This window comes from Staphylococcus sp. HMSC063F05, from assembly GCF_001837075.1.
Lineage (GTDB): Bacteria > Bacillota > Bacilli > Staphylococcales > Staphylococcaceae > Staphylococcus > Staphylococcus epidermidis.
The window spans coordinates 1-22969 of record NZ_KV831355.1 but is presented as its reverse complement, the minus strand read 5'-3'; the positions used below and the strand labels follow the sequence as shown (position 1 = coordinate 22969).

The 22969-nt window shown below is 32.4% G+C and carries 21 protein-coding genes and 1 pseudogene; 20 read left to right on the top strand and 2 right to left on the bottom strand.

Annotation, left to right across the window (positions count from 1 at the left end):
* The first annotated feature begins 20 nt into the window (after positions 1-20).
* The 4 genes from HMPREF2576_RS08395 (at position 21) to HMPREF2576_RS08380 (ending at position 5089) form a co-directional block, all read left to right on the top strand.
* Positions 21-1760, top strand: coding sequence for a pyruvate oxidase (locus tag HMPREF2576_RS08395; protein WP_001832342.1), 1740 nt, complete (start codon positions 21-23; stop codon positions 1758-1760).
* Between the two features lie 243 nt (positions 1761-2003).
* Positions 2004-4031 (top strand): glucose-specific PTS transporter subunit IIBC, encoded by a 2028-nt coding sequence (ptsG, locus tag HMPREF2576_RS08390; protein WP_001832339.1) that lies wholly within the window; start codon positions 2004-2006, stop codon positions 4029-4031.
* Between the two features lie 19 nt (positions 4032-4050).
* Positions 4051-4260: a hypothetical protein gene (locus tag HMPREF2576_RS12660; protein ID WP_044555367.1), complete on the top strand. Its 210-nt coding sequence runs from the start codon at positions 4051-4053 to the stop codon at positions 4258-4260.
* Positions 4261-4321: 61 nt separating this feature from the next.
* Positions 4322-5089 (top strand): CPBP family intramembrane glutamic endopeptidase, encoded by a 768-nt coding sequence (locus HMPREF2576_RS08380; RefSeq protein ID WP_001832343.1) that lies wholly within the window; start codon positions 4322-4324, stop codon positions 5087-5089.
* Positions 5090-5153: 64 nt separating this feature from the next.
* Here the strand turns inward: HMPREF2576_RS08380 and HMPREF2576_RS08375 are convergent, their stop codons facing one another.
* A complete protein-coding gene (locus tag HMPREF2576_RS08375; protein WP_001832329.1) occupies positions 5154-6206 on the bottom strand; it encodes a zinc-dependent alcohol dehydrogenase family protein in 1053 nt (350 codons plus the stop codon).
* 223 nt (positions 6207-6429) lie between these two features.
* Here HMPREF2576_RS08375 and HMPREF2576_RS08370 point away from each other — a divergent pair, with 223 nt between their 5' ends.
* From HMPREF2576_RS08370 to HMPREF2576_RS08360, 3 genes are all read left to right on the top strand, one after another.
* Positions 6430-6756, top strand: coding sequence for a thioredoxin family protein (locus HMPREF2576_RS08370; protein ID WP_002469040.1), 327 nt, complete (start codon positions 6430-6432; stop codon positions 6754-6756).
* A gap of 182 nt (positions 6757-6938) precedes the next feature.
* A complete protein-coding gene (locus HMPREF2576_RS08365) occupies positions 6939-7787 on the top strand; it encodes a YitT family protein (protein WP_001832362.1) in 849 nt (282 codons plus the stop codon).
* 82 nt (positions 7788-7869) lie between these two features.
* On the top strand, positions 7870-8850 hold the full coding sequence (locus tag HMPREF2576_RS08360; protein ID WP_002469072.1) for an alpha/beta hydrolase fold domain-containing protein: 981 nt from the start codon (positions 7870-7872) through the stop codon (positions 8848-8850).
* A 71-nt stretch (positions 8851-8921) separates the two neighbouring features.
* Here the strand turns inward: HMPREF2576_RS08360 and HMPREF2576_RS08355 are convergent, their stop codons facing one another.
* Complete coding sequence (locus HMPREF2576_RS08355; RefSeq protein ID WP_001832368.1) at positions 8922-9239, bottom strand: hypothetical protein; 318 nt, start codon at positions 9237-9239, stop codon at positions 8922-8924.
* Positions 9240-9687: 448 nt separating this feature from the next.
* On the opposite strand from HMPREF2576_RS08355, the gene pgsB reads away from it, so the two are divergent.
* The 13 genes and pseudogenes from pgsB (at position 9688) to sdaAA (ending at position 22826) form a co-directional block, all read left to right on the top strand.
* Complete coding sequence (gene pgsB / locus HMPREF2576_RS08350; RefSeq protein WP_001832369.1) at positions 9688-10845, top strand: poly-gamma-glutamate synthase PgsB; 1158 nt, start codon at positions 9688-9690, stop codon at positions 10843-10845.
* A gap of 1 nt (position 10846) precedes the next feature.
* Complete coding sequence (gene pgsC / locus HMPREF2576_RS08345; RefSeq protein ID WP_001832320.1) at positions 10847-11299, top strand: poly-gamma-glutamate biosynthesis protein PgsC; 453 nt, start codon at positions 10847-10849, stop codon at positions 11297-11299.
* Between the two features lie 23 nt (positions 11300-11322).
* Positions 11323-12396 (top strand): CapA family protein, encoded by a 1074-nt coding sequence (locus HMPREF2576_RS08340; protein WP_002467717.1) that lies wholly within the window; start codon positions 11323-11325, stop codon positions 12394-12396.
* Positions 12386-12547, top strand: coding sequence for a hypothetical protein (locus HMPREF2576_RS08335; protein WP_001832373.1), 162 nt, complete (start codon positions 12386-12388; stop codon positions 12545-12547). The genes HMPREF2576_RS08340 and HMPREF2576_RS08335 overlap by 11 nt, the downstream gene beginning before the upstream one ends.
* Before the next feature lie 2 nt (positions 12548-12549).
* Positions 12550-14154 carry a gamma-glutamyltransferase gene (locus HMPREF2576_RS08330; protein ID WP_001832324.1) on the top strand — a complete coding sequence of 535 codons (1605 nt, stop codon included), beginning with the start codon at positions 12550-12552 and terminating at the stop codon, positions 14152-14154.
* 255 nt (positions 14155-14409) lie between these two features.
* Complete coding sequence (rbsU, locus tag HMPREF2576_RS08325; RefSeq protein ID WP_070856395.1) at positions 14410-15291, top strand: ribose/proton symporter RbsU; 882 nt, start codon at positions 14410-14412, stop codon at positions 15289-15291.
* Between the two features lie 21 nt (positions 15292-15312).
* Positions 15313-15717: a D-ribose pyranase gene (gene rbsD, locus HMPREF2576_RS08320; protein ID WP_001832333.1), complete on the top strand. Its 405-nt coding sequence runs from the start codon at positions 15313-15315 to the stop codon at positions 15715-15717.
* Between the two features lie 53 nt (positions 15718-15770).
* Positions 15771-16694, top strand: a complete 924-nt coding sequence (gene rbsK / locus HMPREF2576_RS08315) for a ribokinase (RefSeq protein ID WP_001832325.1) — start codon at positions 15771-15773, stop codon at positions 16692-16694.
* A gap of 290 nt (positions 16695-16984) precedes the next feature.
* On the top strand, positions 16985-18475 hold the full coding sequence (gene xylB / locus HMPREF2576_RS08310; RefSeq protein WP_002484493.1) for a xylulokinase: 1491 nt from the start codon (positions 16985-16987) through the stop codon (positions 18473-18475).
* Between the two features lie 274 nt (positions 18476-18749).
* Positions 18750-19535, top strand: a pseudogene (locus HMPREF2576_RS08305) (hypothetical protein).
* Positions 19536-20187: 652 nt separating this feature from the next.
* A complete protein-coding gene (locus HMPREF2576_RS08300; protein ID WP_001832326.1) occupies positions 20188-21231 on the top strand; it encodes a PTS sugar transporter subunit IIC in 1044 nt (347 codons plus the stop codon).
* A gap of 2 nt (positions 21232-21233) precedes the next feature.
* On the top strand, positions 21234-21914 hold the full coding sequence (sdaAB, locus tag HMPREF2576_RS08295; protein ID WP_002493287.1) for an L-serine ammonia-lyase, iron-sulfur-dependent subunit beta: 681 nt from the start codon (positions 21234-21236) through the stop codon (positions 21912-21914).
* Between the two features lie 12 nt (positions 21915-21926).
* Positions 21927-22826, top strand: a complete 900-nt coding sequence (gene sdaAA / locus HMPREF2576_RS08290; protein WP_001832363.1) for an L-serine ammonia-lyase, iron-sulfur-dependent, subunit alpha — start codon at positions 21927-21929, stop codon at positions 22824-22826.
* Positions 22827-22969: the final 143 nt, after the last annotated feature.

Genomic DNA, 22969 nt, shown 5'->3' with positions numbered 1-22969 from the left:
AAGGGAGGCTATTTGTAAAAATGGCACAAATTAAAGCAAATGAAGCATTAGTTAAGGCATTACAAACCTGGAATATTGATCATTTATATGGTATTCCTGGCGACTCAGTAGATGCTGTTGTTGATAGCTTACGTACGGTCAGAGATCAATTTAAATTCTATCACGTACGTCATGAAGAGGTAGCGAGTTTAGCTGCTGCAAGTTACACAAAAATGACAGGGAAAATTGGTGTAGCTTTAAGTATCGGAGGACCTGGTATTGTACACTTATTAAATGGTATGTACGATGCTAAAATGGATAATGTACCTCAACTTATTATTGCTGGACAAACAAATAGTACATTATTAGGTACAAAATTCTTCCAAGAGACAAACATTTCTAAAATGGTTGATGATGTTGCTGTATATCACCACCAAATTCAAAAAGGTGATAACGTATTTGAAATTACAAATGAAGCAATTCGTACGGCATACGAGAAAAAAGGTGTCTCTGTTATCATTTGTCCAAATGACTTATTAACTCAAAAAATTAAAGACACTACAAATCGTGCAGTTGATACAACTAAACCAAAACCAGCTTCACCAAAATTCAAAAGTATTAAAAAAGCAGCTAAATTAATTGATAAAGCTAAAAAACCAGTAATGCTTATTGGTTTAGGTACACAACACGCTAAAGATGAATTACGTGAATTTATTGAAGCTGCAAAAATTCCAGTTATTCACACATTACCTGCAAAAACAATCTTACCTGACGATCATCCTTATAGTATTGGTAACTTAGGTAAAATTGGTACTAAAACATCTTATCAAACAATTCAAGATGCAGACTTATTAATTATGGCTGGTACGAACTATCCGTATGTTAACTATTTACCTAAGAAAAACATTAAAGCTATTCAAATCGATACGAACGAAGAAAATATTGGTGCACGCTTTAAAATTAATGTAGGTATTTTAGGTGATAGTAAAGTTGCTTTCCATCAACTAACTGAAAACATTAAGCATGTTGCAAAACGTCCATTCTTAGATAAGACATTAGAACGTAAAGCAGTTTGGGATAAATGGATGAAACAAGATTTGAATAATGACAATTCACCATTACGTCCAGAACGTTTAATGAAAGCAATCAATGCTAACTTAAAAGATGATGCAATTATCTCAGCAGATGTTGGTACTTCTACAGTATGGTCTACGCGTTACTTAAACTTATCTGTAAATAATAAATTCATTATTTCTAGTTGGTTAGGTACTATGGGCTGTGGTTTACCAGGTGCGATGGCAGCTAAAATTGCTTATCCAAACCGTCAAGCAGTAGCTATCACAGGTGACGGTGCGTTCCAAATGGTAATGCAAGACTTTGCTACAGCTGTTCAATATAACTTACCAATGACAATCTTCGTATTAAATAACAAACAATTGTCATTCATTAAATATGAACAACAAGCTGCTGGTGAATTAGAGTATGCCATTGATTTCTCTGATATGGATCATGCTAAATTTGCTGAAGCTGCTGGTGGTAAAGGCTATGTTGTGAGAGATGTAAGTCGTCTTGACGACATCGTTGAAGAGGCAATGGCTCAAGATGTTCCAACAATCGTTGATGTTCATGTTGATCCTAATGCTGCACCATTACCAGGTAAAATTGTAAACGAAGAAGCATTTGGTTACAGTAAATGGGCTTATAGATCAATTACTGAAGATAAAAACTTAGACTTTGATCAAATCCCACCAATCTCTGTAGCAGCTAAACGTTTCTTATAATAATACATTTTTAGAAACTCGACTCTAAGTAGTCGAGTTTTTTTATGTAAAATTTTCAAAAAGTATTGTAAACGCTTTATTGAATGTGTATACTAGATGTAAATAAAATCATTGCGTGTTACTGGTTATGCAGGCATGAGCAAATAAGAGTGTCTATCTTTCGTGATATGAAATTGATAGTCTTATTTGTTCATGCTTTTTTTGTGGCACGTAAATAAGAAGATAGAGAGGAATGAATTGATTATGTTTAAAAAGCTATTTGGTCAAATGCAACGTATCGGTAAAGCTTTAATGTTACCAGTTGCGATTTTACCGGCTGCAGGGTTGCTATTAGCAATTGGGACTGCGTTTCAAGGCGAAGCGTTACAACATTATCTTCCATTTATAAAAAATGATATTGTTCAACAAATCGCTAATATGCTTACAGGTGCTGGTGGTATTATATTTGATAATCTACCTATTATCTTTGCTTTAGGTGTAGCAATTGGTCTTGCAGGTGGAGATGGTGTAGCTGCTATTGCTGCATTTGTTGGTTTTATCATTTTAAATAAAACAATGGGGGCTTTCTTGCATGTAACTCCAGATAAATTATCTGATCCAACTAATGGATATGCAAATGTATTAGGGATTCCTACACTTCAAACAGGTGTGTTCGGAGGTATTATTATTGGTGCACTAGCAGCCTGGTGTTATAACAAATTCTATAATATTACCTTACCATCATATTTAGGATTCTTTGCAGGTAAACGTTTTGTACCAATTATGATGGCAACAACATCTTTCATTTTAGCCTTTCCGATGGCAATTATTTGGCCAACGATTCAAAACGGTTTAAATGCATTTAGTGAGGGGTTATTAGATTCAAATACAGGTTTAGCTGTATTTTTATTTGGATTTATTAAGCGATTATTAATACCATTTGGTTTACATCACATTTTCCATGCACCATTCTGGTTTGAATTTGGTTCTTGGAAAAATGCTGCTGGAGAGATAATTAGAGGCGACCAACGTATTTTTATTGAACAAATCCGTGAAGGTGCTCATTTAACTTCTGGTAAATTCATGCAAGGGGAATTCCCAGTCATGATGTTTGGATTACCAGCTGCAGCATTGGCTATTTATCAAACAGCAAAACCTGAGAATAAGAAAGTAGTTGCAGGTTTAATGATTTCTGCTGCATTAACATCATTTTTAACTGGTATTACTGAACCATTAGAATTCTCATTCTTATTTGTAGCACCATTCTTATTCGTAATTCATGCAGTATTAGATGGTTTATCATTCTTGACACTATACTTGTTAAATGTACATTTAGGATATACTTTCTCTGGAGGATTTATAGATTATGTTTTATTAGGTATTCTACCTAATAAAACAGCATGGTGGCTTGTCATCCCAGTAGGTATTATTTATGCAGTGATTTACTACTTTGTATTTAGATTCCTTATTGTTAAATTTAACTATAAAACACCAGGTCGTGAAGATAAAAAATCATCTGTAACAACTACATCGGCTAGTCAACTGCCATTCGATGTTTTGAAAGCAATGGGTGGTAAAGAAAATATTAAACATCTAGATGCTTGTATTACTAGACTAAGAGTAGAAGTAAATGAAAAATCAAAAGTTGATGTTGCCGGCCTTAAATCATTAGGTGCTTCAGGAGTACTTGAAGTCGGTAACAATATGCAAGCTATTTTCGGTCCTAAATCTGATCAAATCAAACATGATATGGCTAAGATAATAAGTGGAGAAATTACAAAACCAAGTGAAACAACAATTGATGAAGAAGTGTCAGATGATCCTGTACATGTGGAAGATATTGTAGAAACAGAAATTTACGCACCTGGACATGGTGAGATAATACCGTTATCTGAAGTACCTGATAAAGTTTTCTCTGAAAAGATGATGGGTGATGGTATCGGATTTGTACCAGATTCAGGAGAAATTGTAGCACCATTTGATGGTACAGTTAAAACAATTTTCCCTACAAAACATGCGATAGGATTGGAGTCTGATAGTGGTGTTGAAGTGTTAATTCACATTGGTATCGATACAGTTAAATTAAATGGTGAAGGTTTTGAAAGTTTGGTAAATACTGATGAACCAGTAACACAAGGTCAACCATTAATGAAGATTGATTTAGAATACTTAAAGGAACATGCTCCAAGTATTATTACACCAGTAATCATAACAAACCAAGAAGACAAAACATTAACAATTGAAGATGTAAAACAAGTCGATCCTGGTAAAGCGATTATGACAATTAAATAAAGCCTATAAGAATAACTTAATGGCTAAAACAAATAAGTCTGGGACAAGGATATATTATGTCCCAGACTTTCTTTATGTATATACAGATTCTTATGAGATGAGTCCAACACAGAGAATTTCCGAAGAAATTCCACGGACAAAGCAAGTTGGGGTTGGGGAGAAGACAGGGGACAATGAATTCTATCCTAGTTTAGCGTTCATTTTAATAAGGGGAATTTTACAAAGTTGACAAGCGTGATAATTATAGGCAATGTTGATATTGGACATATCATTTTAAAGAGAAAGGAAAGATGGTAATCATGGATGACTTGAAACAAAATCAATCTTCTAACGAAAAACCTAAAGGTAATAAAATAATTAATATTTTGATATTCATCGGAATGATTTTATTAATTCAAATACCTATTGGCGTGTCACTAATAGCTTTACCTTTTTCAGTGAAATTCAGTAAGTTAACATCCATCGCATTAAGTATGCTAATAACTGGTACAGCACTATTAATCATATGGTTAGTTAGGAATTATTATTTGAGTCATACATATGAAAGACAATATCAATCAATGAGGGGAAAAGATATCTTTATTAATATTGGTTTTCTGGTATTATCAATGGTTTTTAGTATTCTAAGTAGTGTATTAATGGTCATATTTACTGGCAACGATACTACAGCGAATGAGAAAGAAATCAATGAAAGTTTAGATTTACTTTTACAAAAAGACCATTTACCACATATTTCAATTGTTGCAACTGTTGTTTTAATGATATGTATTATAGGTCCGTATTTAGAGGAATTACTCTTCCGAGGAATTTTTAAAGAAACATTATTTATGAAATATCGATTTTGGCTACCATTCATTATATCTTCTATTATTTTTAGTTCACAACATTTATCAACAAATATATTTTCATATGCAATTTATTTTCTAATGGGTTGTGTATTATACCTTGCCTATAACAGAAGACGTAATATCAAAGATAGTATGATGGTTCACATGTTGAATAATTCTGTTTCAACATTACCGGTATTTGTTGGTTATTTATGGCTATATTTTAGATAGTAAACATAACAATAAAGACCTGATTAAAAGTAGATTTATCTTTTAATCAGGTCAATTTTATATGTTAAATTGTGATATCATTCTCTATGATTAATTTAATCGCTTTATGATCTGTTGCATTTCTAAATAAATCATAGGCACTTTCGATTTCACTCAGTTTACTATAATGTGTCACGAGTTGTTCTGGTTGTATTATTTTGCTTTTTAACGCTTCAAGTAATTCTTCAGTTGTATTTCCTGAAACTAAACCAGTAGTTACGTTAATATTTTTAATCCATAATTTATCTATATCAAGTTGTACAGGTAACCCATGCACACCAACATTAGCAATCGTACCATCGACACCAATTAAATTTTGACATAAATCAAAGGTTTGTGGAATTCCGACAGCTTCAATAGCAACATCAACACCACGTGGATTTAACGATTTTACCTTTTTAATTGCGGTTTCAGTCTCTTTAGAGTTAATTAAATGCGTAGCACCTAGTTCTTTAGCGGTTTCTAATCTATTATCATCTAAATCAATCATAATAATTTTTGAAGGTGAATAGAATTGTGCTGTAAGTAATGCTGCTAAACCTACAGGACCAGCACCTACAATGGCTACTGTACAGCCAGGTTTAACTTTACCTTTTAAAACACCAATTTCATAACCTGTTGGAAGTATATCTGATAACATTACAAGGGCGTCTTCTTTTAAATTTGAAGGGGCGTGATATAAAGAATTATCTGCAAAAGGAACTTTAACATATTCTGCTTGAGTACCATTCACTAAATGTCCTAATATCCATCCTCCTCCGTTTTCACAATGTGCATAGATACCTTTTTTGCAATAGTAGCATTTGCCACATGATGAAATGCAAGAGATAATCACTTTATCTCCAACTTTGAAGTTGTTAACGTTGTCACCAATTTCTTCAATGATTCCAATACCTTCGTGACCTAGTGTCGTATGTGATTTAACTTCAGGTGTATCTCCTTTTATGATATGAAGATCTGTACCACATATTGTCGTCTTAACTATGCGAATAATAGCGTCAGTACTGCTCGTAATAGTTGGCTTCTCTTTATCCGTAAGTTGTGCATGACCAGGTTTTAAGTATTCATAAGCTTTCATATCAATACCTCCATTTATTATGTGAAATTTTTTCACAATAATTATACCACGTTTGTTGAATGGATATATATAATTTTTGTGAAAAAATACATTTTACTCAGTGTGTTCAGTTTTTTATGAAATTAAATAGAGTATTTAAATTAGTGAAGTGCGATACATTGTTCATTTACACTTAAATCATTTATGATTGAGTTAAGTCTTTGAAAGATAGTAGGTGTATATCATGTATGAGAATATACAAAATATTGAAGATTTTTACCGATTTATAAATGCACACGCTTTAGCTGTTGTTCATATTATGAGAGATAATTGTACAGTATGTCATGCAGTATTACCCCAAATTCAAGATTTACTAAAGGACTATCCGAAAGCACAATTAGGTGTGATTAATCAATCTAATGTTGAAGCTATTGCCGGAGAACTTTCTATTTTTACAGTACCTGTTGATTTAATTTTTTTGAAAGGGAAAGAAATGCATAGACAAGCACGTTTTATCGATATGCAATCGTTTGAAAAACAATTGTATATAATGCAAAATGCCATCGATTAAGCTATTCTAAAATAATAATTGAAAATCAAATAGCAAATTTAAAAATGCCTGGGAAATTAATTCGGTAGATTTCACAGGCATTTATTTTTTTGTATTTTTAATCATTGGGCTGTATCTTCATTCGTGTTATGATTAATCTCGTATATTTTAAATTAAACAGTCAATAGATGAAGGAGGCCAAAATGAAGAAGCAACAGAATAAAGTCCATATGATTAATATATCTTTATGCCTTATAGGGACATTACTTATTGCAATCGCAGTAAATAGTTTTGTTATACCGGGCAATTTAGGTGAGGGTGGTTCTATAGGCCTTTCATTAATTCTGAATTATACTCTAGGTATTTCACCCGCACTCAGTTCCTTCATCATTAACGCAATATTAATTATTGTAGGTTGGAAATTTCTCAGTAGAACGACAGCGATTTACACTGCTATAACAATCACCGCAAGTTCAATTTTTCTTGATTTAACTCACACATTCGGATTAGGTATTCATGATAATTTTATTAATTCAATTTTTGCAGGTTTAATGTTGGGAATCGGTTCTGGGTTAGTAATTACTGCTCATAGTACATTGGGTGGTACATCTGTCATTGCACGTATCATTTCAAAATATAGTGAGATGAAGACGTCACAAGCACTACTTATATTAGATGCAATCATCGTGTTATCATTTATCGTTGTTTTACCTATAACGAATGTATTATATACTATTGTGATGCTATTTATTGTTGAAAAATCAATGTCTTTTGTTGTTGAAGGATTTAATCCTAAAAAAGCTGTGACAGTTATTTCAAAATATAATAAAGAAATCAGTGCTGATATATATGAAATGACTGGAAGAGGGGCAACCTTATTAAGTGGTAAAGGTGCTTACCAAAAAAGTGATACAGAAGTTCTATATGCCGTGGTATCCCAAAATCAAGTTGGAGCAATAAAAAAGATTGTTAATCAATATGATGAAAATGCCTTTTTAGTGATTCATGATGTGCGTGATGTCTTAGGTAATGGATTTATTAATATTAAATAAGATTTAATAAATTGAGCCAATTACTCAATGTTTAGACGCTGATGGTTTAAAATGGTTATAGATTGAGGAGGTTGGCACATTCATGTTTAAAAAGATTGCTACTATAATAGGTTCGACATTATTTGGTACAGTTTTATTCGCAAAAGTGAAAGAAAAGCGTAGTTATAAAAGTTTTTTACAAGAGAAAATGATTAGAATATCAGGAATGAAAAAGACATTTGAAAGTATAGATGACGCGAAAAAAGCTTTGAATGAGACTAAATATCAAACTGCAGGTAAATATAATGGAACAACATATGAATTTAAGCATAAAGTTCAAATAAGAGATTATTATGGTTCTTTAGTCTATGTTGTTAATGATCATGGTCTTCCAGATCAACGCACGGTCTTATATGTACATGGAGGCGCATGGTTCCAAGATCCTTTGGAAAATCATTTTGAATATTTAGACTTACTCGTTGATGCGCTCGATGCTAGGGTGATTATGCCCGTATATCCTAAAATACCACACAGAGATTATCGTACGACATTTGAATTATTAACAAAAATATATAAGCGATTATTGACTAAAATTGATGAACCTGAAAACTTGGTCATCATTGGAGATTCAGCCGGGGGACAAATTGCATTAGCTTTTGCACAAATGTTAAAAAAAGAGCAACTCAGTCAACCTGGCCATATTGTTCTTATTTCACCGGTGCTTGATGCGACATTTAAGAATCCAGAAGCAAGAAAATATGAAAAAGAAGATCCAATGCTTGGAATTGATGGCAGTAAATATCTTGTAGAGTTATGGGCTGGTGATGCACCACTAGATGACTATAAGATGTCTCCAATGAATGGTGATTTAGAAGGCCTAGGACATATTACACTTACTGTAGGAACCAAAGAAACATTATATCCTGATGCAGTTAAGTTCTCTCACATGTTAAATGATAAAGGAATAAAGCATCAGTTTATCCCAGGTTACAATTTATTTCATATTTATCCCTTATTCCCTATCCCAGAGCGTCAACGCTTTTTAGAACAGCTTAAAAAAATCATTGTCACAAAAGAGTTATAATCAAATGAGATGTGGATACTTAATGAAAGATTATAATTATGTATTCCCAAAAATAAAGCGAACTCTTGTTATCAATAGTATTGATAACTCGAATTCGCTTTTTTAATTTGCTTATTATTTTTAAATGCTTCGTTTATGTTAATAGCTTTATATTCAGAGTTTGCAAATGAGTGCGCTTTTGTATTGTTTGACTCATTATTTGATGACGTAACATCTTCGTTACTGTTTCTTGAAGTATTGTTGATACGAGAGTGATCAGTATCTAAAACAGAATTACTCATGTCTTTACCATTTAAGCTTCCAATAAGTATAAATGCGAGGTAAATACTACAAATAATTAAAATAATTGCTAGATAGATGCCAACAGCAAGTTTAACTGACTTCTCCATACCTCTCCTCCTAAAGTCGTAATATCTTTCATATATAATGTAACATCGTTGTTTTAATCTAATGTAAATTATAAGTAAATTTATTATGACCCAACTATGATAAGCTATAATTATTGTGATTAACGTAATTTAATTCTGTGAAATTTAATTTGTATTCACAAAAAAAATGTTATTATGGTATGAATTTACATAAATTTACGTTAACATAACATTGATTTAAAGTTTTTAAAACTGAATCAATATCGAAGTGATAGTCTACTACTAGCAAAAGATTAAGCCATTTATAGTAGATGTCTTAAATATGTAGAATATTAAATTAACAAATGGTTAGTTTATTTATATTTGATGATTTAAGGTTATTTAACTATCTTTAAAATTTACAATTTAATATTAAAAAGATTTATAAGTATCATGATTTACATACATAAGAAAAGAGAGGTAAAGCAGATTGTTACTCATTATAGCGTGTGTTGCGCTTATTCTTTGGCTAGGAATTAAAGAGAAGAAGCGTCATGCAAATCGACTTGAAAAAATTCCATTACGTATTAACATAAATGGAATTCGTGGGAAATCTACGATTACTCGGATGGCTTACAGTGTTCTACGTGAGGACCAGTATAGAGTTGTTGGTAAGACAACAGGAACAGATGCACGAATGCTCTATTGGTTTACTGAAAAGGAATATCCAGTAATCAGAAAACCACAAGGCGCCAACATTGGAGAACAACGAGATATTATTCGTAAGGTGGTTAAACAAAAAGCAAATGCCCTAGTTAATGAGTGTATGGCTGTAAATCCAGATTATCAAATTACCTTTCAAAATGATTTAGTAAAAGCAAATATCGGTGTAATTGTTAATGTGATGGAAGACCATATGGATGTCTTAGGACCGACACTTAAAGATGTAGCGCAAGCTTTTACTGCAACAATTCCATATAACGGGAAATTAGTTGTAATGAAAGATAACTATACTAGTTTCTTTGCAAAGGAAGCTAAAAAGCGTAATTCAGAACTCATTGTTGTAGATAAAGACGTCATACCAGAATCATATTTACGGAAGTTCGATTATTTAGTATTTCCTGATAATGTAGCTATTGTGTTAGGAATAGCGCAAGCAGTTGGTGTAGATGAAGAAACTGCATTACAAGGTATGTTAAATGCACCAGCCGATCCAGGTGCTGTTAGAATTAAATATTTCCATGCAAATCGCACAAAAAATGTATTTGTTAATGCATTCGCTGCTAATGAACCGCAGTCTACAAAAGCGATTTTAAATAAAGTGGAATCATATAATTATCCATACGATAAGAAAATAATCATTCTCAATTGTCGTTCAGATAGGGTTGATAGAACACAACTCTTTGTTGATAACTTTTTAGGTGAAGTCGATTACGATGTTCTCATTTGTACAGGAAAAAGTACACAAATGGTGACACAGTTTATGGAAACTATGCCAGAAAAAACATATATCAATTATGAAGGACGAGACTTTGTAGAGATTGAAAAAGGTATTTTACATGAAGCTGAGAATGCACTTGTATTTTGTGTAGGAAACATCCACGGCCCGGGTGGTAGAATAGCGGAATTCATAGAAGGGATAGAATAAAATGATAGGTTCAGAATTATATTTCTCCTTATTCGTAGGTGTCGTACTCAGTTTGATATTTGCTGAGAAATTTGGGATTAATCCAGCAGGGTTAGTCGTTCCAGGTTATTTAGCTTTGATTTTTGATCAACCGATCATGTTGTTATCAGTATTAATCATTAGTTGCTTAACTTATTTTATCGTAAGCAACGGTATTAGTAAGTGGGTTATTTTATATGGTAGAAGAAAATTCGCTGCCATGATACTGACAGGAATGGTGATTAAATTTATATTTGATCTCTTGTACCCATTGACCCCATTTGAAATGGTTGAAGTTTCAGGTATAGGTGTTGTCATTCCTGGTATTATTGCGAATACAATTCAAAAACAAGGTGTAGTCATTACACTTTCTACAACAATGTTATTAACATGTATTACATATATCATCTTATTTTTATATAGTTTTATTAATTAATCACGAACAAGGAGCGCGTACTAATGACAAAGAAAAAACGTTTATCGCCTAGTGAGTGGTTGCTTAAACAATCTAAAAGACATAAAAGGAAAAATACACTTTACACGGCAATTGTACTTTTAGTAGCGTTAGTTCTACTCATATTTGCTGTTAAATCAATACAAGTAGAACCTGTAAAAAGTGATACGAGAGACAAAGATAGCATTCGTATCACCTATTTAGGTAACGTCACTTTAAATAAACATATTCGACAAACTAACTTGAATGATGTTTTTAAAGGTATTCAAGATACTTTAGATCATAGTGATTTTTCAACAGGTTCATTAATAGTAAATGATTTTTCACGAAATCAAAAAGATAACATAAATAAAAATATTGAAAATATCATGTTTCTACGCAAGCATAATGTTAAAAGTGTTAACTTAATCAACGAATCTATGGATAATATTCAAGCGACAGCAATGATGAGAAAAATAGATTCCCAAGCAGGTTATAATTTTTTAACAGGTAATGGTTCAAATCCAATTAATAGTAAAACTGTACAACAAGACATTAAAGGTAAAAAAATAGCTAATGTTTCATTTACCGATATCGAATCTAACTATACTAACTCTTTAAAAAACACGACGTCAATTAGTTTAGATCCAGATATATTTTATCCTTTAATAAAAAAATTAAAGGAAAATAATGATTACGTCGTAGTCAATGTAGATTGGGGGATACCTAATGAACGAAATGTGACTACACGTCAAAAAGAATATGCACATGCGTTAGCGAATGCTGGTGCAGATGTCATTATTGGTCATAATACAGTTATTCAAAAAGTTGAAAATTATAAGCGAACGCCTATTTTTTATAGTTTAGGTAACACAACGTCTGATAACTTCTTATCAAAAAATCAGAAAGGAATGATTGTACAACAAGACTGGAAAGGTTCGCATAATCAGTTCCATATCACACCAATTCAATCAAAAGATGGAAAAATCTCTAAAGATAATATGAATAAAATGGATCATATTCGATTCAAAAATAACATTAAAGATAAATCAATTGATTTAAAATCTGATCAAAATGGAGGTTATACTTTTGAATATTAAAAAGCATTGGTTACCAATTGTTGTAGTCATTCTTGTAGTTGTTATCTTTTTATTAGTTACTTTCGCTAGGGCAAATGAAGGTTTAGATAATTATGAGCAACATGAATTAAATAATGGTGAACAGCAATATCTTTCAAAAGGGGCAAGCTAATTATGAATATATATAATAAAGTGACATTATCTGTCATTTTAGTTATAACAATTATCATTTCGTTCCTCTTTTATTTTTATACAACAGAGAAAAAAGTGGACAAAGATAAATTGTATGAAAACAAAATTACAAATCATAAACAAGCAGGTAAACCTAAAAATTATGGTGTCGCATCTAATAATAAAATAGCTACGAAAGTCGGAAATAAGATTATTGAAGATGGTGGAAATGCGGTTGATGCGGCAATAGGTGTTTCTTATGCACTAGCAGTGACAGAACCTCATTCATCAGGACTAGGAGGTGGCGGTGCGACACTTACATATAATGGTAAAGAGAATGAAACGCCTAAAGCTTATGAATATAAAACAATGTCCTCATATGAATATAAAGAAGGCGACAAAATTGGAGTTCCTGGCTTCGTGAGAGGATTACATGATATGCACGCGAAAGAAGGAAAAATGGATGAGAAAAAGATTTTAGATTACGTTATTCCGCTTGCTAAAGATGGTTTTGAGGTAGATTCAGAACTAGAAAGAAGTTTGAAATTATATGGTCGTGATATTGATCACAACTCACCATTCTATAAAGGAAATAAAAGTGTTCGCGAAGGAGATATTGTAAAACAAGACAAACTCGCTAATACATTAACTAAAATCAAAGATAAAGGTCCTGATTACTTCTATGAAGATATTGGTAAAAGTGTTTCAAAACAATTAGATAATAAATTAACTGAAAGAGATTTCAAAGAATTTAAAACAGAAGAAAAAGAAGCGGTAAGTACTGATTATAAGAATAATCAAGTGTATTCAGCACCTAATCCTTTAGGAGGCACATTAATGCTTCAAGGATTGAAAATTGATGAAAAAGAAAATGTAGACAATATGGATCGCAATAATTTTATCACAGCAATGATTAAATCACGTGATGTTATGTATAAGAATAGAGACATTGTTAATGGTAATGAGCCTAGTAATGAACAACATCTGACTGATGATTATTTACTTGGTGAACTTAACAAAGTTAATATTGGTGAAAACACAGATAATGGCAGTGATTTTGATCAAATTAGAACGGATAATACAAGTACAACCCATTTTGTAGTTATTGATAAGAATGGTAAGTTAGCAAGTACGACTAATACACTATCCAGTTACTTCGGGACAGGAGACTATATGAAAGAGGGATTCTATATGAATAACTCTTTAGGCGACTTTAGTAAGGATAAATCAAGTCCTAATCATGGTGAACCTCACAAGGCGCCTAGATCATTTATTTCTCCGTCAGTAATTGTTGGCCCTAATTTCTATATGGGTATTGGTACACCAGGTGGGAACAAGATTCCAACAATTCTTAATGAAGTGATTGTCGATTATTTAAACAGTGATGGTTCATTACAAGAATCTATTAATAAACCAAGATTTTATAATGACGGCGGCACGATATTTTACGAAAATGCTATGACTGATGAAGATATAAATATCTTTAAAAGTCTTGGTTATGGTGTTGAAGAAAAGCATAATGATCCAAACTTTGGCAGTGTCCAAGGTGCTGTTTATGATAAAGATAAAAATACTGTAGATGTCGGTCATGATGTAGGTAACCGTTAAAATAAATATTTAATTTAATAAGCACCTTAAATGAGTAATGAAAACATTTAAGGTGCTTTTTTGTGTGTATTAAATTATAAATTTTATATACATATTTATTTGTTTTCAAGTTTAACGATAAAAATAACTTAAATATGAATATAATTTAAGACAATTTTTTGACAAAGAGTGTAAGCGTATACAATGAATGAAAGAAGTAGTATGATGATTGAGTGGAAGAATTACATATAAAAATGAAATATATAGAGGTGTCTTATGGACTTTATAGCTATTTTAATCGGATTAGGGCCACTATTAGGTTGGGGATTATTTCCAACTATCGCTTCTAAGTTTGGTGGACGTCCAGTCAATCAAATCTTTGGTGCTACTGTTGGTACTTTGATCTTCGCAATTGTTCTAGCACTATTTAAAGGTATAGGTTTACCAAGAGGTATGGCATTAGTATTTTCGCTCATATCAGGTGCAGGATGGGCATTTGGTCAAATTATTACTTTTAAAGCGTTCGAATTAGTAGGTTCATCAAGAGCGATGCCAATTACTACTGCATTTCAATTACTTGGTGCATCTTTATGGGGCGTTTTTGCGCTTGGCAACTGGCCCGGTATAACAAACAAAATCATTGGATTTCTAGCTTTACTCGTAATCCTTATAGGTGCACGTATGACTGTATGGACTGAAACAAAGCAACAAGAATATAGTAAAAATCTACGAAGTGCAGTGATCTTATTACTTGTAGGTGAAATTGGCTATTGGATATATTCTGCTGCACCTCAAGCAACGGATATTGGTGGATTTAAAGCTTTTTTACCTCAAGCTATAGGAATGGTCATTGTGGCTGTCATCTATGCGTTGATGAATATGTCTAAAGGTAATGCTTTTAAAGAGAAAGTAAGTTGGCAACAAACAATATCCGGATTTTTCTTTGCGTTTGCTGCTTTAACTTATTTAATTTCAGCACAACCTAATATGAATGGTTTAGCAACAGGATTTGTTCTATCTCAAACATCTGTAGTATTAGCAACGCTAACAGGCATTTTTTTCTTAAATCAGAAAAAAACATCAAAAGAATTAATGATTACAATTGTGGGATTAGTTCTTATTTTAGTTGCAGCATCAATCACAGTGTTTATTAAATAATATTAAGAAGGGACGAATAAGATGAAGAAAACAGCAGTATTAAATAGTCACATTTCAAGCGCAATCTCCACACTAGGTCACTATGATTTATTAACGATTAATGATGCGGGTATGCCTATACCTAATGATGACAAACGTATAGATTTAGCAGTGACTAAGTCATTGCCATGTTTCATTGATGTGTTGGAGACAGTGTTAACTGAAATGGAAATACAAAAAATATATTTAGCAGAAGAAATTAAAACTGCGAATGCACAGCAATTAAAAGCAATTAAGAAATTAATCAATGATGATGTAGAAATTAAATTTATTGCGCATTCTGAGATGAAAGAAATGTTAAAATCTCCTTTAAATAAAGGAAATATACGTACTGGTGAAATCACCCCTTTTTCTAACATTATCCTAGAATCTAATGTGACTTTTTAAGCTTAATAGTCATGTGATTGTGCTTTTAAAAAGATAAAGTAGGTGAAGTTGAAATGAATAAAAATAAAGTGATTGTAATTGGATCAACAAATGTAGATAAATTTCTTAATGTTAAAAGGTTTCCAAAACCCGGTGAGACATTACATATTAATCAAGCTCAAAAGGAGTTTGGTGGGGGCAAGGGAGCCAATCAAGCCATAGCAGCTAGTAGATTAGCAGCAGATACAACATTTATCAGTAAAGTTGGTAAAGATGGCAATGCCAACTTTATATTGGAAGATTTCAAAAAAGCAGGTATTCATACACAATATATTTTAACTTCAGAAAGTGAAGAAACTGGGCAAGCATTTATCACTGTTGATGAAGCAGGACAAAATACGATTCTTGTTTACGGTGGTGCGAATATGACATTAAGTGCAACTGATGTTGAGATGAGTGTGGATGCGTTTATTGGTGCAGACTTTGTTGTAGCGCAGCTTGAAGTTCCATTTGAGGCGATAGAACAAGCATTTAAAATTGCTCGTAAACAAAATATCACTACTGTATTAAATCCTGCACCGGCAATTGAATTGCCTAAGTCACTTTTAGAGTTAACTGATATAATTATTCCAAACGAAACGGAAGCAGAATTATTAACAGGTATTTCAATCAATAATGAAAGTGATATGAAAGAAACAGCAACATATTTTCTCGATTTAGGTATATCTGCAGTATTAATTACTTTAGGGGAGCAAGGCACGTATTGTGCATATCAAGAACAATACAAAATGATTCCTGCGTGTAATGTAAAAGCAATAGATACGACAGCAGCAGGAGATACATTTATAGGTGCTTTTTTAAGTGAGTTAAATAAAGATTTGAGCAATTTAGAATCGGCTATTCGACTTGCAAATCAAGCGTCGTCTCTAACGGTACAACGAAAAGGAGCACAAGCTTCTATACCAACACGTAAAGAAGTAGAGGCAGAATATAATTAATGAAATAAGAGTCTGTGACATGAAATAATGTCGCAGACTTTCTTCACTTATAAAGAGGGAATCTCTAAATTTTATAACTGTTTAAATAATGTCAAAGGCCCAATAAAAAGAGATTATAGAAAAATCGAACAGATTAAGCCAGTTGCACGACGATGACGAAATTTAACACGAATTCTTCTCCACACCCTCATATAGTGTAATGAATACCTTTTAATTTTAAGTTTTAATTCTCGTTCTAACTATTTATGATATATTTATACTTAATTAACTTTTTAAACAAAGGGTGAACGATGGTGAAAGAAGTAGTTCTAGGAATTGATTTAGGCACAAGCGCAATAAAAATTATTGCTGTTGATCAACTAGGAAATGTCATTGAATCAGTAAGCGAAACATTAAAGTTATACCAAGAGCATCCTGGTTATAGCGAACAAGACCCTAATGAATGGTTTGAGGCTACTAAGAAAGGGATAAAAGAATTAATTCAATCAACAGAAATGTCAGATAAGATAGTAAAGGGGATTTCTTTTTCAGGTCAAATGCATGGGTTGGTCATAGTTGATGATAATGGCATTCCTTTGAGAAAAGCGATTTTATGGAATGATACTAGAAATTCAATACAATGTAGACAAATTGAAGATATATATGGTGAAAGATTGAATTACAATCCGATATTAGAAGGATTTACACTTCCTAAAATGTTATGGGTACAACAACATGAACCTGAAATTTGGAATCGAGTTGAGGTTTTTATGTTGCCTAAAGATTATTTACGTTATTGCTTAACGCAGACAATTCATATGGAATATAGTGATGCATGTAGTACATTATTATTCAATCCTGAGAATTATGAATGGACAAGAGATGTTGGAGATACATTTAACATTGGTGATATCTATCCACCCTTAGTAAAATCACATTCGTATGTTGGAAATGTAACTTCATCACTGGCTAAAGAATTAGGATTATCTAGTGATGTTGCTGTATATGCTGGGGGTGGTGATAATGCATGTGGTGCAATTGGTGCTGGTGTCATCCATGATAAAAGTGCATTATGTAGCATAGGTACTTCAGGTGTTGTATTAAATGTTGAATACCAACGTGTGACCTCATATGATAGTAATTTACACTTATTCAATCATAGTGTTCCAGATACTTATTACGCAATGGGAGTAACGTTGGCAGCAGGCTATAGTTTAAACTGGTTAAAACAAACTTTTTTTGAAAATGAATCTTTTGAAGAGATTTTAAATTTAGCTGCATCTTCAAAGATGGGTGCCAATGGACTACTATTTACACCTTACTTAGCTGGAGAACGTACGCCACATGGTGATGCTCAAATACGTGGAAGTTTTATAGGTATCAGTGGGCAACATACTAAAGCTGACTTTGCGAGAGCAGTAATCGAAGGCATAACGTATTCTTTATATGATTCTATAAAGATTATGAGACGAGCTGGTCATGAAATGAACTCTATCACTTCAATCGGTGGTGGTGCTAAGAGTAGATTTTGGTTACAACTTCAAGCTGATATTTTTAATGTGCAAATAAAAAGATTGAAGCATGAAGAAGGCCCAAGCATGGGAGCGGCAATTTTAGCGGCATACGGTCTAGGATGGTTTAAAACAATTGAGTCTTGTGTAGAGGCATTTATTAAAGTAGACGAGGTGTTTGAGCCGAATAATGAAAATCATGACCTTTATGAACAATACTATTCAGTTTATGAAGCTATATATAAACAAACGAAACAGCTTACTGCTGATTTGTTAACGATAACGAATTAAAATATTAAAGACTTATCGCTCACTTTTAATGGCGATGAGTCTTTTTATTATAGTCAATTATAAGGAAATGAAAAAAATAATTATATTTATTAACAGTAAATACAATTTTGTCGAAGAAAAGTTCAAAAATTGAAAAACTGTCTACTAAAAATGATAAGTAAAAATTTAATTATTAAAATGAATATTGACATTGATTTAAATTATACGTTTAATATAGGTATCATTTTTAAGATTTGAGCAATCAAGACTATATAAGCATCGAGAGGATGATACTATGTTTATTTCAAAACAAGAATTATATGAAAAGTTACAATATGTTACGCCAAGAACGTTTGCCTACTTGAATGAAATAGATTATTATAACTTATTAATGATAATTGAAGAGCATCAAATATCTATTCCACCGATTCATCAACTTCGAAAAACATTGCGAGGAAGTAAAATTATGAAGCCTAAGAATCGCGTAGACAATTGTTATATTCATTTAAAGGATGAAATTCCGACCCCTATTAACAATGAACAATTAAGTTTCCTGCATTTTTATCCACGTCAGCAAATACATTTAATTTTGAGTGCTTATTCTAGAATGAAAAGTCTAAAGTTACAATCTCAAAAACATTGTTTAAAGCTCAAATTCCCCTTAGATCAGCATTCTATTCGTAAAGAAATTACACCACCTCAAAGCTCTGATTAAGACAATGATATTTTAATTTGTCTATTACAAAAATTAATCAACGAAATTACCAAATGTCAAGTTCCTGTTTCTCTAAAGAATAATTCTTTCGAAATAAAACTACCAAACTATATCATAAAGGTTGATTTAAACTATCACGAACAGCAAGACCATTTATATCCATTACAATATAGCATCCACGCATGGCATAGAGATTTCCAATATCTCGAAATCTCAAATACCTTCACAATACCGTCTTTGAATGATCTTATTTTCCATATACAAAAGCTTTTTTTACTTATATTTCAATTACCTGAACATCTCGCGAGACAAGAATATTCATTGAGTCAATATTATTTTTACTCGCAATGCCATACAAAAAATTAAATAGACACTTAAAATATTTGATAGTGAGATGTCGAGCACCACCATAAAAGGTACGAAAGGTAAGTTATAAGAAGGTTAAAGTATGATAAAATTCGTTTCATTTATTTGATATTAAGTCATTAAAACACATTATTTAACATAAACATTCATATTGCTTAGAATCTATACCATAAAATTACGTGTAGATTCTCAATCTTTTCGCAATCATTGATTGAAATGGAATTTTTGGTTCATTAAGTTTTTTATAAACTCAGTCAATAAGAGCGATAGAGCGGGACATAGAATTTTTAGATGAATTCAGTTCCGCTCCTTTTTTAATTGTGACTAATTTTTTACAAACATGACTTTTAGCGTTAGAATACATGGAGTCATCTTAGTTATGCATTGACAAAATATTGAATCATTGTGATTAACTTTTTACTTTTACAGTATTTAAAGTAGATAAATAAAACCAATTAACTAAAAAAAGTAATTTGAAACTATCGTAAAATATAAAATTCGTGTATATAAATGTTTTAGGAAGACTATTAAAACGATTTTGTGAATTAATTCACAATATAGACTTAATTGTGTTCAATAAATTGTTGAAATCGCTTTCTTTAGGGTGTACGATAACTATGGCCTAAAAATAAAGAAAGAAGGTTTTGGGGAAATGGATATTATTTTAGGAGTAGGGACTTTAGTACTCGTTCTTATTATCATGACGCTTTTCTTAAATTTTGCGCCATATGGTAAACAAGGTTTACAAGCTTTATCAGGGGCTGCTTGTGCCACGTTTTTACCACAGGCGTTCTTAAGTTACGCAATTGGTGGCGTATTCCATGTTAAATTTTTCCAAGAAATTGGTGATCTAGCAGGGAGTTTAAGTGGTATAGCTGTTGGTATATTAACTTGTCTAAAGTTAGAAGTGTCTCCAGTATTTGCAGTCATTGTAGGTTTAGTATTACATGACTCAAAATTATTACCTGCGTTTATCGCAGCGTATGTTGTTGCATTTGGAATCAAGTTTGTTGAGAAAAAAGTTCCAGAGGGACTAGATTTAATTGTTGTTATTTTATTGGCTCCAGCAGTTACATTTGGTCTTGCAAACTTAATTTCTCCAGGGGTTATTGCAGTACTTAAACAAATTGGTAGTGCAATCACTTCAGTAGGTGATAACAACCCATATGCATTAGCAGTCATTTTAGGACTTGTTATTCCTGTAACTGGTATGACGCCATTAAGCTCAATGGTACTTACAAGCTTATTAGGTTTAACTGGTATTCCAATGGCAATTGGTGCATTAACATGTACAGGAGCATCTTTTGTTAATGGAATCTTATTTAGCAAATTAAAAATTGGTAATAAAGGTAATGCCTTCGCGGTATTTGTAGAACCGTTAACTCAAATTGACTTAATTGCCAAATATCCACTACAACTGTTTGGTGCGAATGCCATTATTGGTGTTGTAAATGCTTGTATTGTCACATACAGTGGACTAATTATTGATATTAAAGGTATGGCAACACCTATAGCAGGTGCTATTGTACTTTATGGCTTTAACGACGCTGTAAGATCTACAATTACAATTATCGCAGTAGCAATTGCAAGTGTGATATTAGCGTACGTTATTAGTGCTATTATTAATAAATTTAACTTGATGAATGTCGGATTCAAGTTACCACGTAGAAAAAACCAAGTTAAGGAGAGTGTTTAATGATGGCTAAAAGCTATGATTATCAAAGTGCTTTCGATATTATTGGACCAGTAATGATGGGACCTTCAAGTTCTCATACAGCAGGTGCAGTAAAAATTGGTAATTCAGCGAGAGCTGTGTTAGGAGATATGCCTAAGCATATAGAAATTCGTTATTATGAATCTTTTGCTAAAACGCATCAAGGGCATGGTACAGACGTTGCTATTGTCGGAGGTGCTATGGGCTACAGCACTTTCGATAGTAGAATTAAATCATCCTTAGACATAGCAAAAGATGAAAATATTACAATTGATATTATTGAAGATGAAGGAGAAAGTATTGGTCAACATCCTAACTGTGCTTATATCAAAGCAAATACGAAAGACGGACGTTATATAGAAGTGATAGGTATTTCTATTGGTGGCGGTACAATCAAACTAAAAGGTATCAATGTAAATGGTTTAAATGTGGAACTGAATCATGGGCTTCCAATGTTAGTTATAGATGGAAATATGAATAAAGCTAAAATAAATCATCTTATTAATGATTTATCAGATATGGACTTAGACTTAGGTGAAGAATTAATAGAAACAAATGATAATGAAGGTTTAGTTGTATTTCCTTTAAATAAAGCAATCTCAGAATCAGCATTAAATATTATTAAAGATAAACATAGTGATTTAAACGTTTCCTATATCAAATAGAGGGGGATTAACATGTTTGATTCAATTAGAGAGACAATAGATTATTCAGTTGAAAATAACATCAGTTTTGCTGATATGATGATTAATGATGAAATGGAAAGAGAAGGTAAATCTCGCGAAGAAGTGCGTGATTTAATGAGACAAAACTTAAATGTTATGCGTGAGGCAGTTGAAAAAGGTACGACTGGCGATGGTGTGGAAAGTGTAACAGGTTATACAGGTCATGATGCTGCTAAACTTCGAGATTACAACGAGAATAATCATGCATTATCAGGTCATGAAATGATTGATGCAGTCAAAGGTGCAGTTGCAACGAACGAAGTCAATGCAGCAATGGGTATTATTTGTGCTACTCCGACAGCTGGTTCCTCGGGAACGATTCCCGGCGTAATATTTAAATTAGAAAAAACTCATAATATCACTGAAGATCAAATGATAGATTTTCTATTCACATCAGCTTTATTCGGGCGAGTAGTTGCAAACAACGCGAGCGTTGCCGGTGCAACTGGTGGTTGTCAAGCCGAAGTGGGTTCGGCATCTGCAATGGCTGCAGCTGCTGCAGTATCAATTTTTAACGGGTCACCAGAACAATCAGGACATGCCATGGCATTGGCAATTAGTAACTTATTAGGCTTAGTTTGCGATCCAGTTGCTGGTTTAGTTGAAATTCCATGTGTAATGCGTAATGCTATTGGTTCAGGAAATGCATTAATATCTGCAGACCTTGCACTAGCTGGAGTTGAAAGTCAAATTCCAGTTGATGAAGTCATAGGTGCTATGGATAGAGTAGGTCGTAATTTACCTGCATCATTAAGAGAAACAGGTTTAGGCGGTTTAGCAGGTACACCTACTGGCGAAGAAATTAAACGTAAAATATTCGGCGAAGCAGACAACATGGTTAAAAATAAATAATTAAGATTCAAATGCTCAGGCTTTGTAAATTATAAAGCTTGAGCATTTTTGTAATAAAAGCTGTTAAAAATAAAGAAAAAAATTATAAAAGACAAAGTTTTTATATTAAGAAGAGGCTGGGACAAAAAGGTTCAAGATAAGTA

Excerpts from the sequence above, each read along its gene's own strand:
- HMPREF2576_RS08395 (WP_001832342.1), top strand. The coding sequence starts at position 21 with ATGGCACAAATTAAAGCAAATGAAGCATTAGTTAAGGCATTACAAACC.
- ptsG (WP_001832339.1), top strand. The coding sequence starts at position 2,004 with ATGTTTAAAAAGCTATTTGGTCAAATGCAACGTATCGGTAAAGCTTTA.
- HMPREF2576_RS12660 (WP_044555367.1), top strand. The coding sequence starts at position 4,051 with ATGGCTAAAACAAATAAGTCTGGGACAAGGATATATTATGTCCCAGAC.
- HMPREF2576_RS08380 (WP_001832343.1), top strand. The coding sequence starts at position 4,322 with ATGGTAATCATGGATGACTTGAAACAAAATCAATCTTCTAACGAAAAA.
- HMPREF2576_RS08375 (WP_001832329.1), bottom strand. The coding sequence starts at position 6,206 with ATGAAAGCTTATGAATACTTAAAACCTGGTCATGCACAACTTACGGAT.
- HMPREF2576_RS08370 (WP_002469040.1), top strand. The coding sequence starts at position 6,430 with ATGTATGAGAATATACAAAATATTGAAGATTTTTACCGATTTATAAAT.
- HMPREF2576_RS08365 (WP_001832362.1), top strand. The coding sequence starts at position 6,939 with ATGAAGAAGCAACAGAATAAAGTCCATATGATTAATATATCTTTATGC.
- HMPREF2576_RS08360 (WP_002469072.1), top strand. The coding sequence starts at position 7,870 with ATGTTTAAAAAGATTGCTACTATAATAGGTTCGACATTATTTGGTACA.
- HMPREF2576_RS08355 (WP_001832368.1), bottom strand. The coding sequence starts at position 9,239 with ATGGAGAAGTCAGTTAAACTTGCTGTTGGCATCTATCTAGCAATTATT.
- pgsC (WP_001832320.1), top strand. The coding sequence starts at position 10,847 with ATGATAGGTTCAGAATTATATTTCTCCTTATTCGTAGGTGTCGTACTC.
- HMPREF2576_RS08340 (WP_002467717.1), top strand. The coding sequence starts at position 11,323 with ATGACAAAGAAAAAACGTTTATCGCCTAGTGAGTGGTTGCTTAAACAA.
- HMPREF2576_RS08330 (WP_001832324.1), top strand. The coding sequence starts at position 12,550 with ATGAATATATATAATAAAGTGACATTATCTGTCATTTTAGTTATAACA.
- rbsU (WP_070856395.1), top strand. The coding sequence starts at position 14,410 with ATGGACTTTATAGCTATTTTAATCGGATTAGGGCCACTATTAGGTTGG.
- rbsD (WP_001832333.1), top strand. The coding sequence starts at position 15,313 with ATGAAGAAAACAGCAGTATTAAATAGTCACATTTCAAGCGCAATCTCC.
- rbsK (WP_001832325.1), top strand. The coding sequence starts at position 15,771 with ATGAATAAAAATAAAGTGATTGTAATTGGATCAACAAATGTAGATAAA.
- xylB (WP_002484493.1), top strand. The coding sequence starts at position 16,985 with ATGGTGAAAGAAGTAGTTCTAGGAATTGATTTAGGCACAAGCGCAATA.
- HMPREF2576_RS08300 (WP_001832326.1), top strand. The coding sequence starts at position 20,188 with ATGGATATTATTTTAGGAGTAGGGACTTTAGTACTCGTTCTTATTATC.
- sdaAB (WP_002493287.1), top strand. The coding sequence starts at position 21,234 with ATGGCTAAAAGCTATGATTATCAAAGTGCTTTCGATATTATTGGACCA.
- sdaAA (WP_001832363.1), top strand. The coding sequence starts at position 21,927 with ATGTTTGATTCAATTAGAGAGACAATAGATTATTCAGTTGAAAATAAC.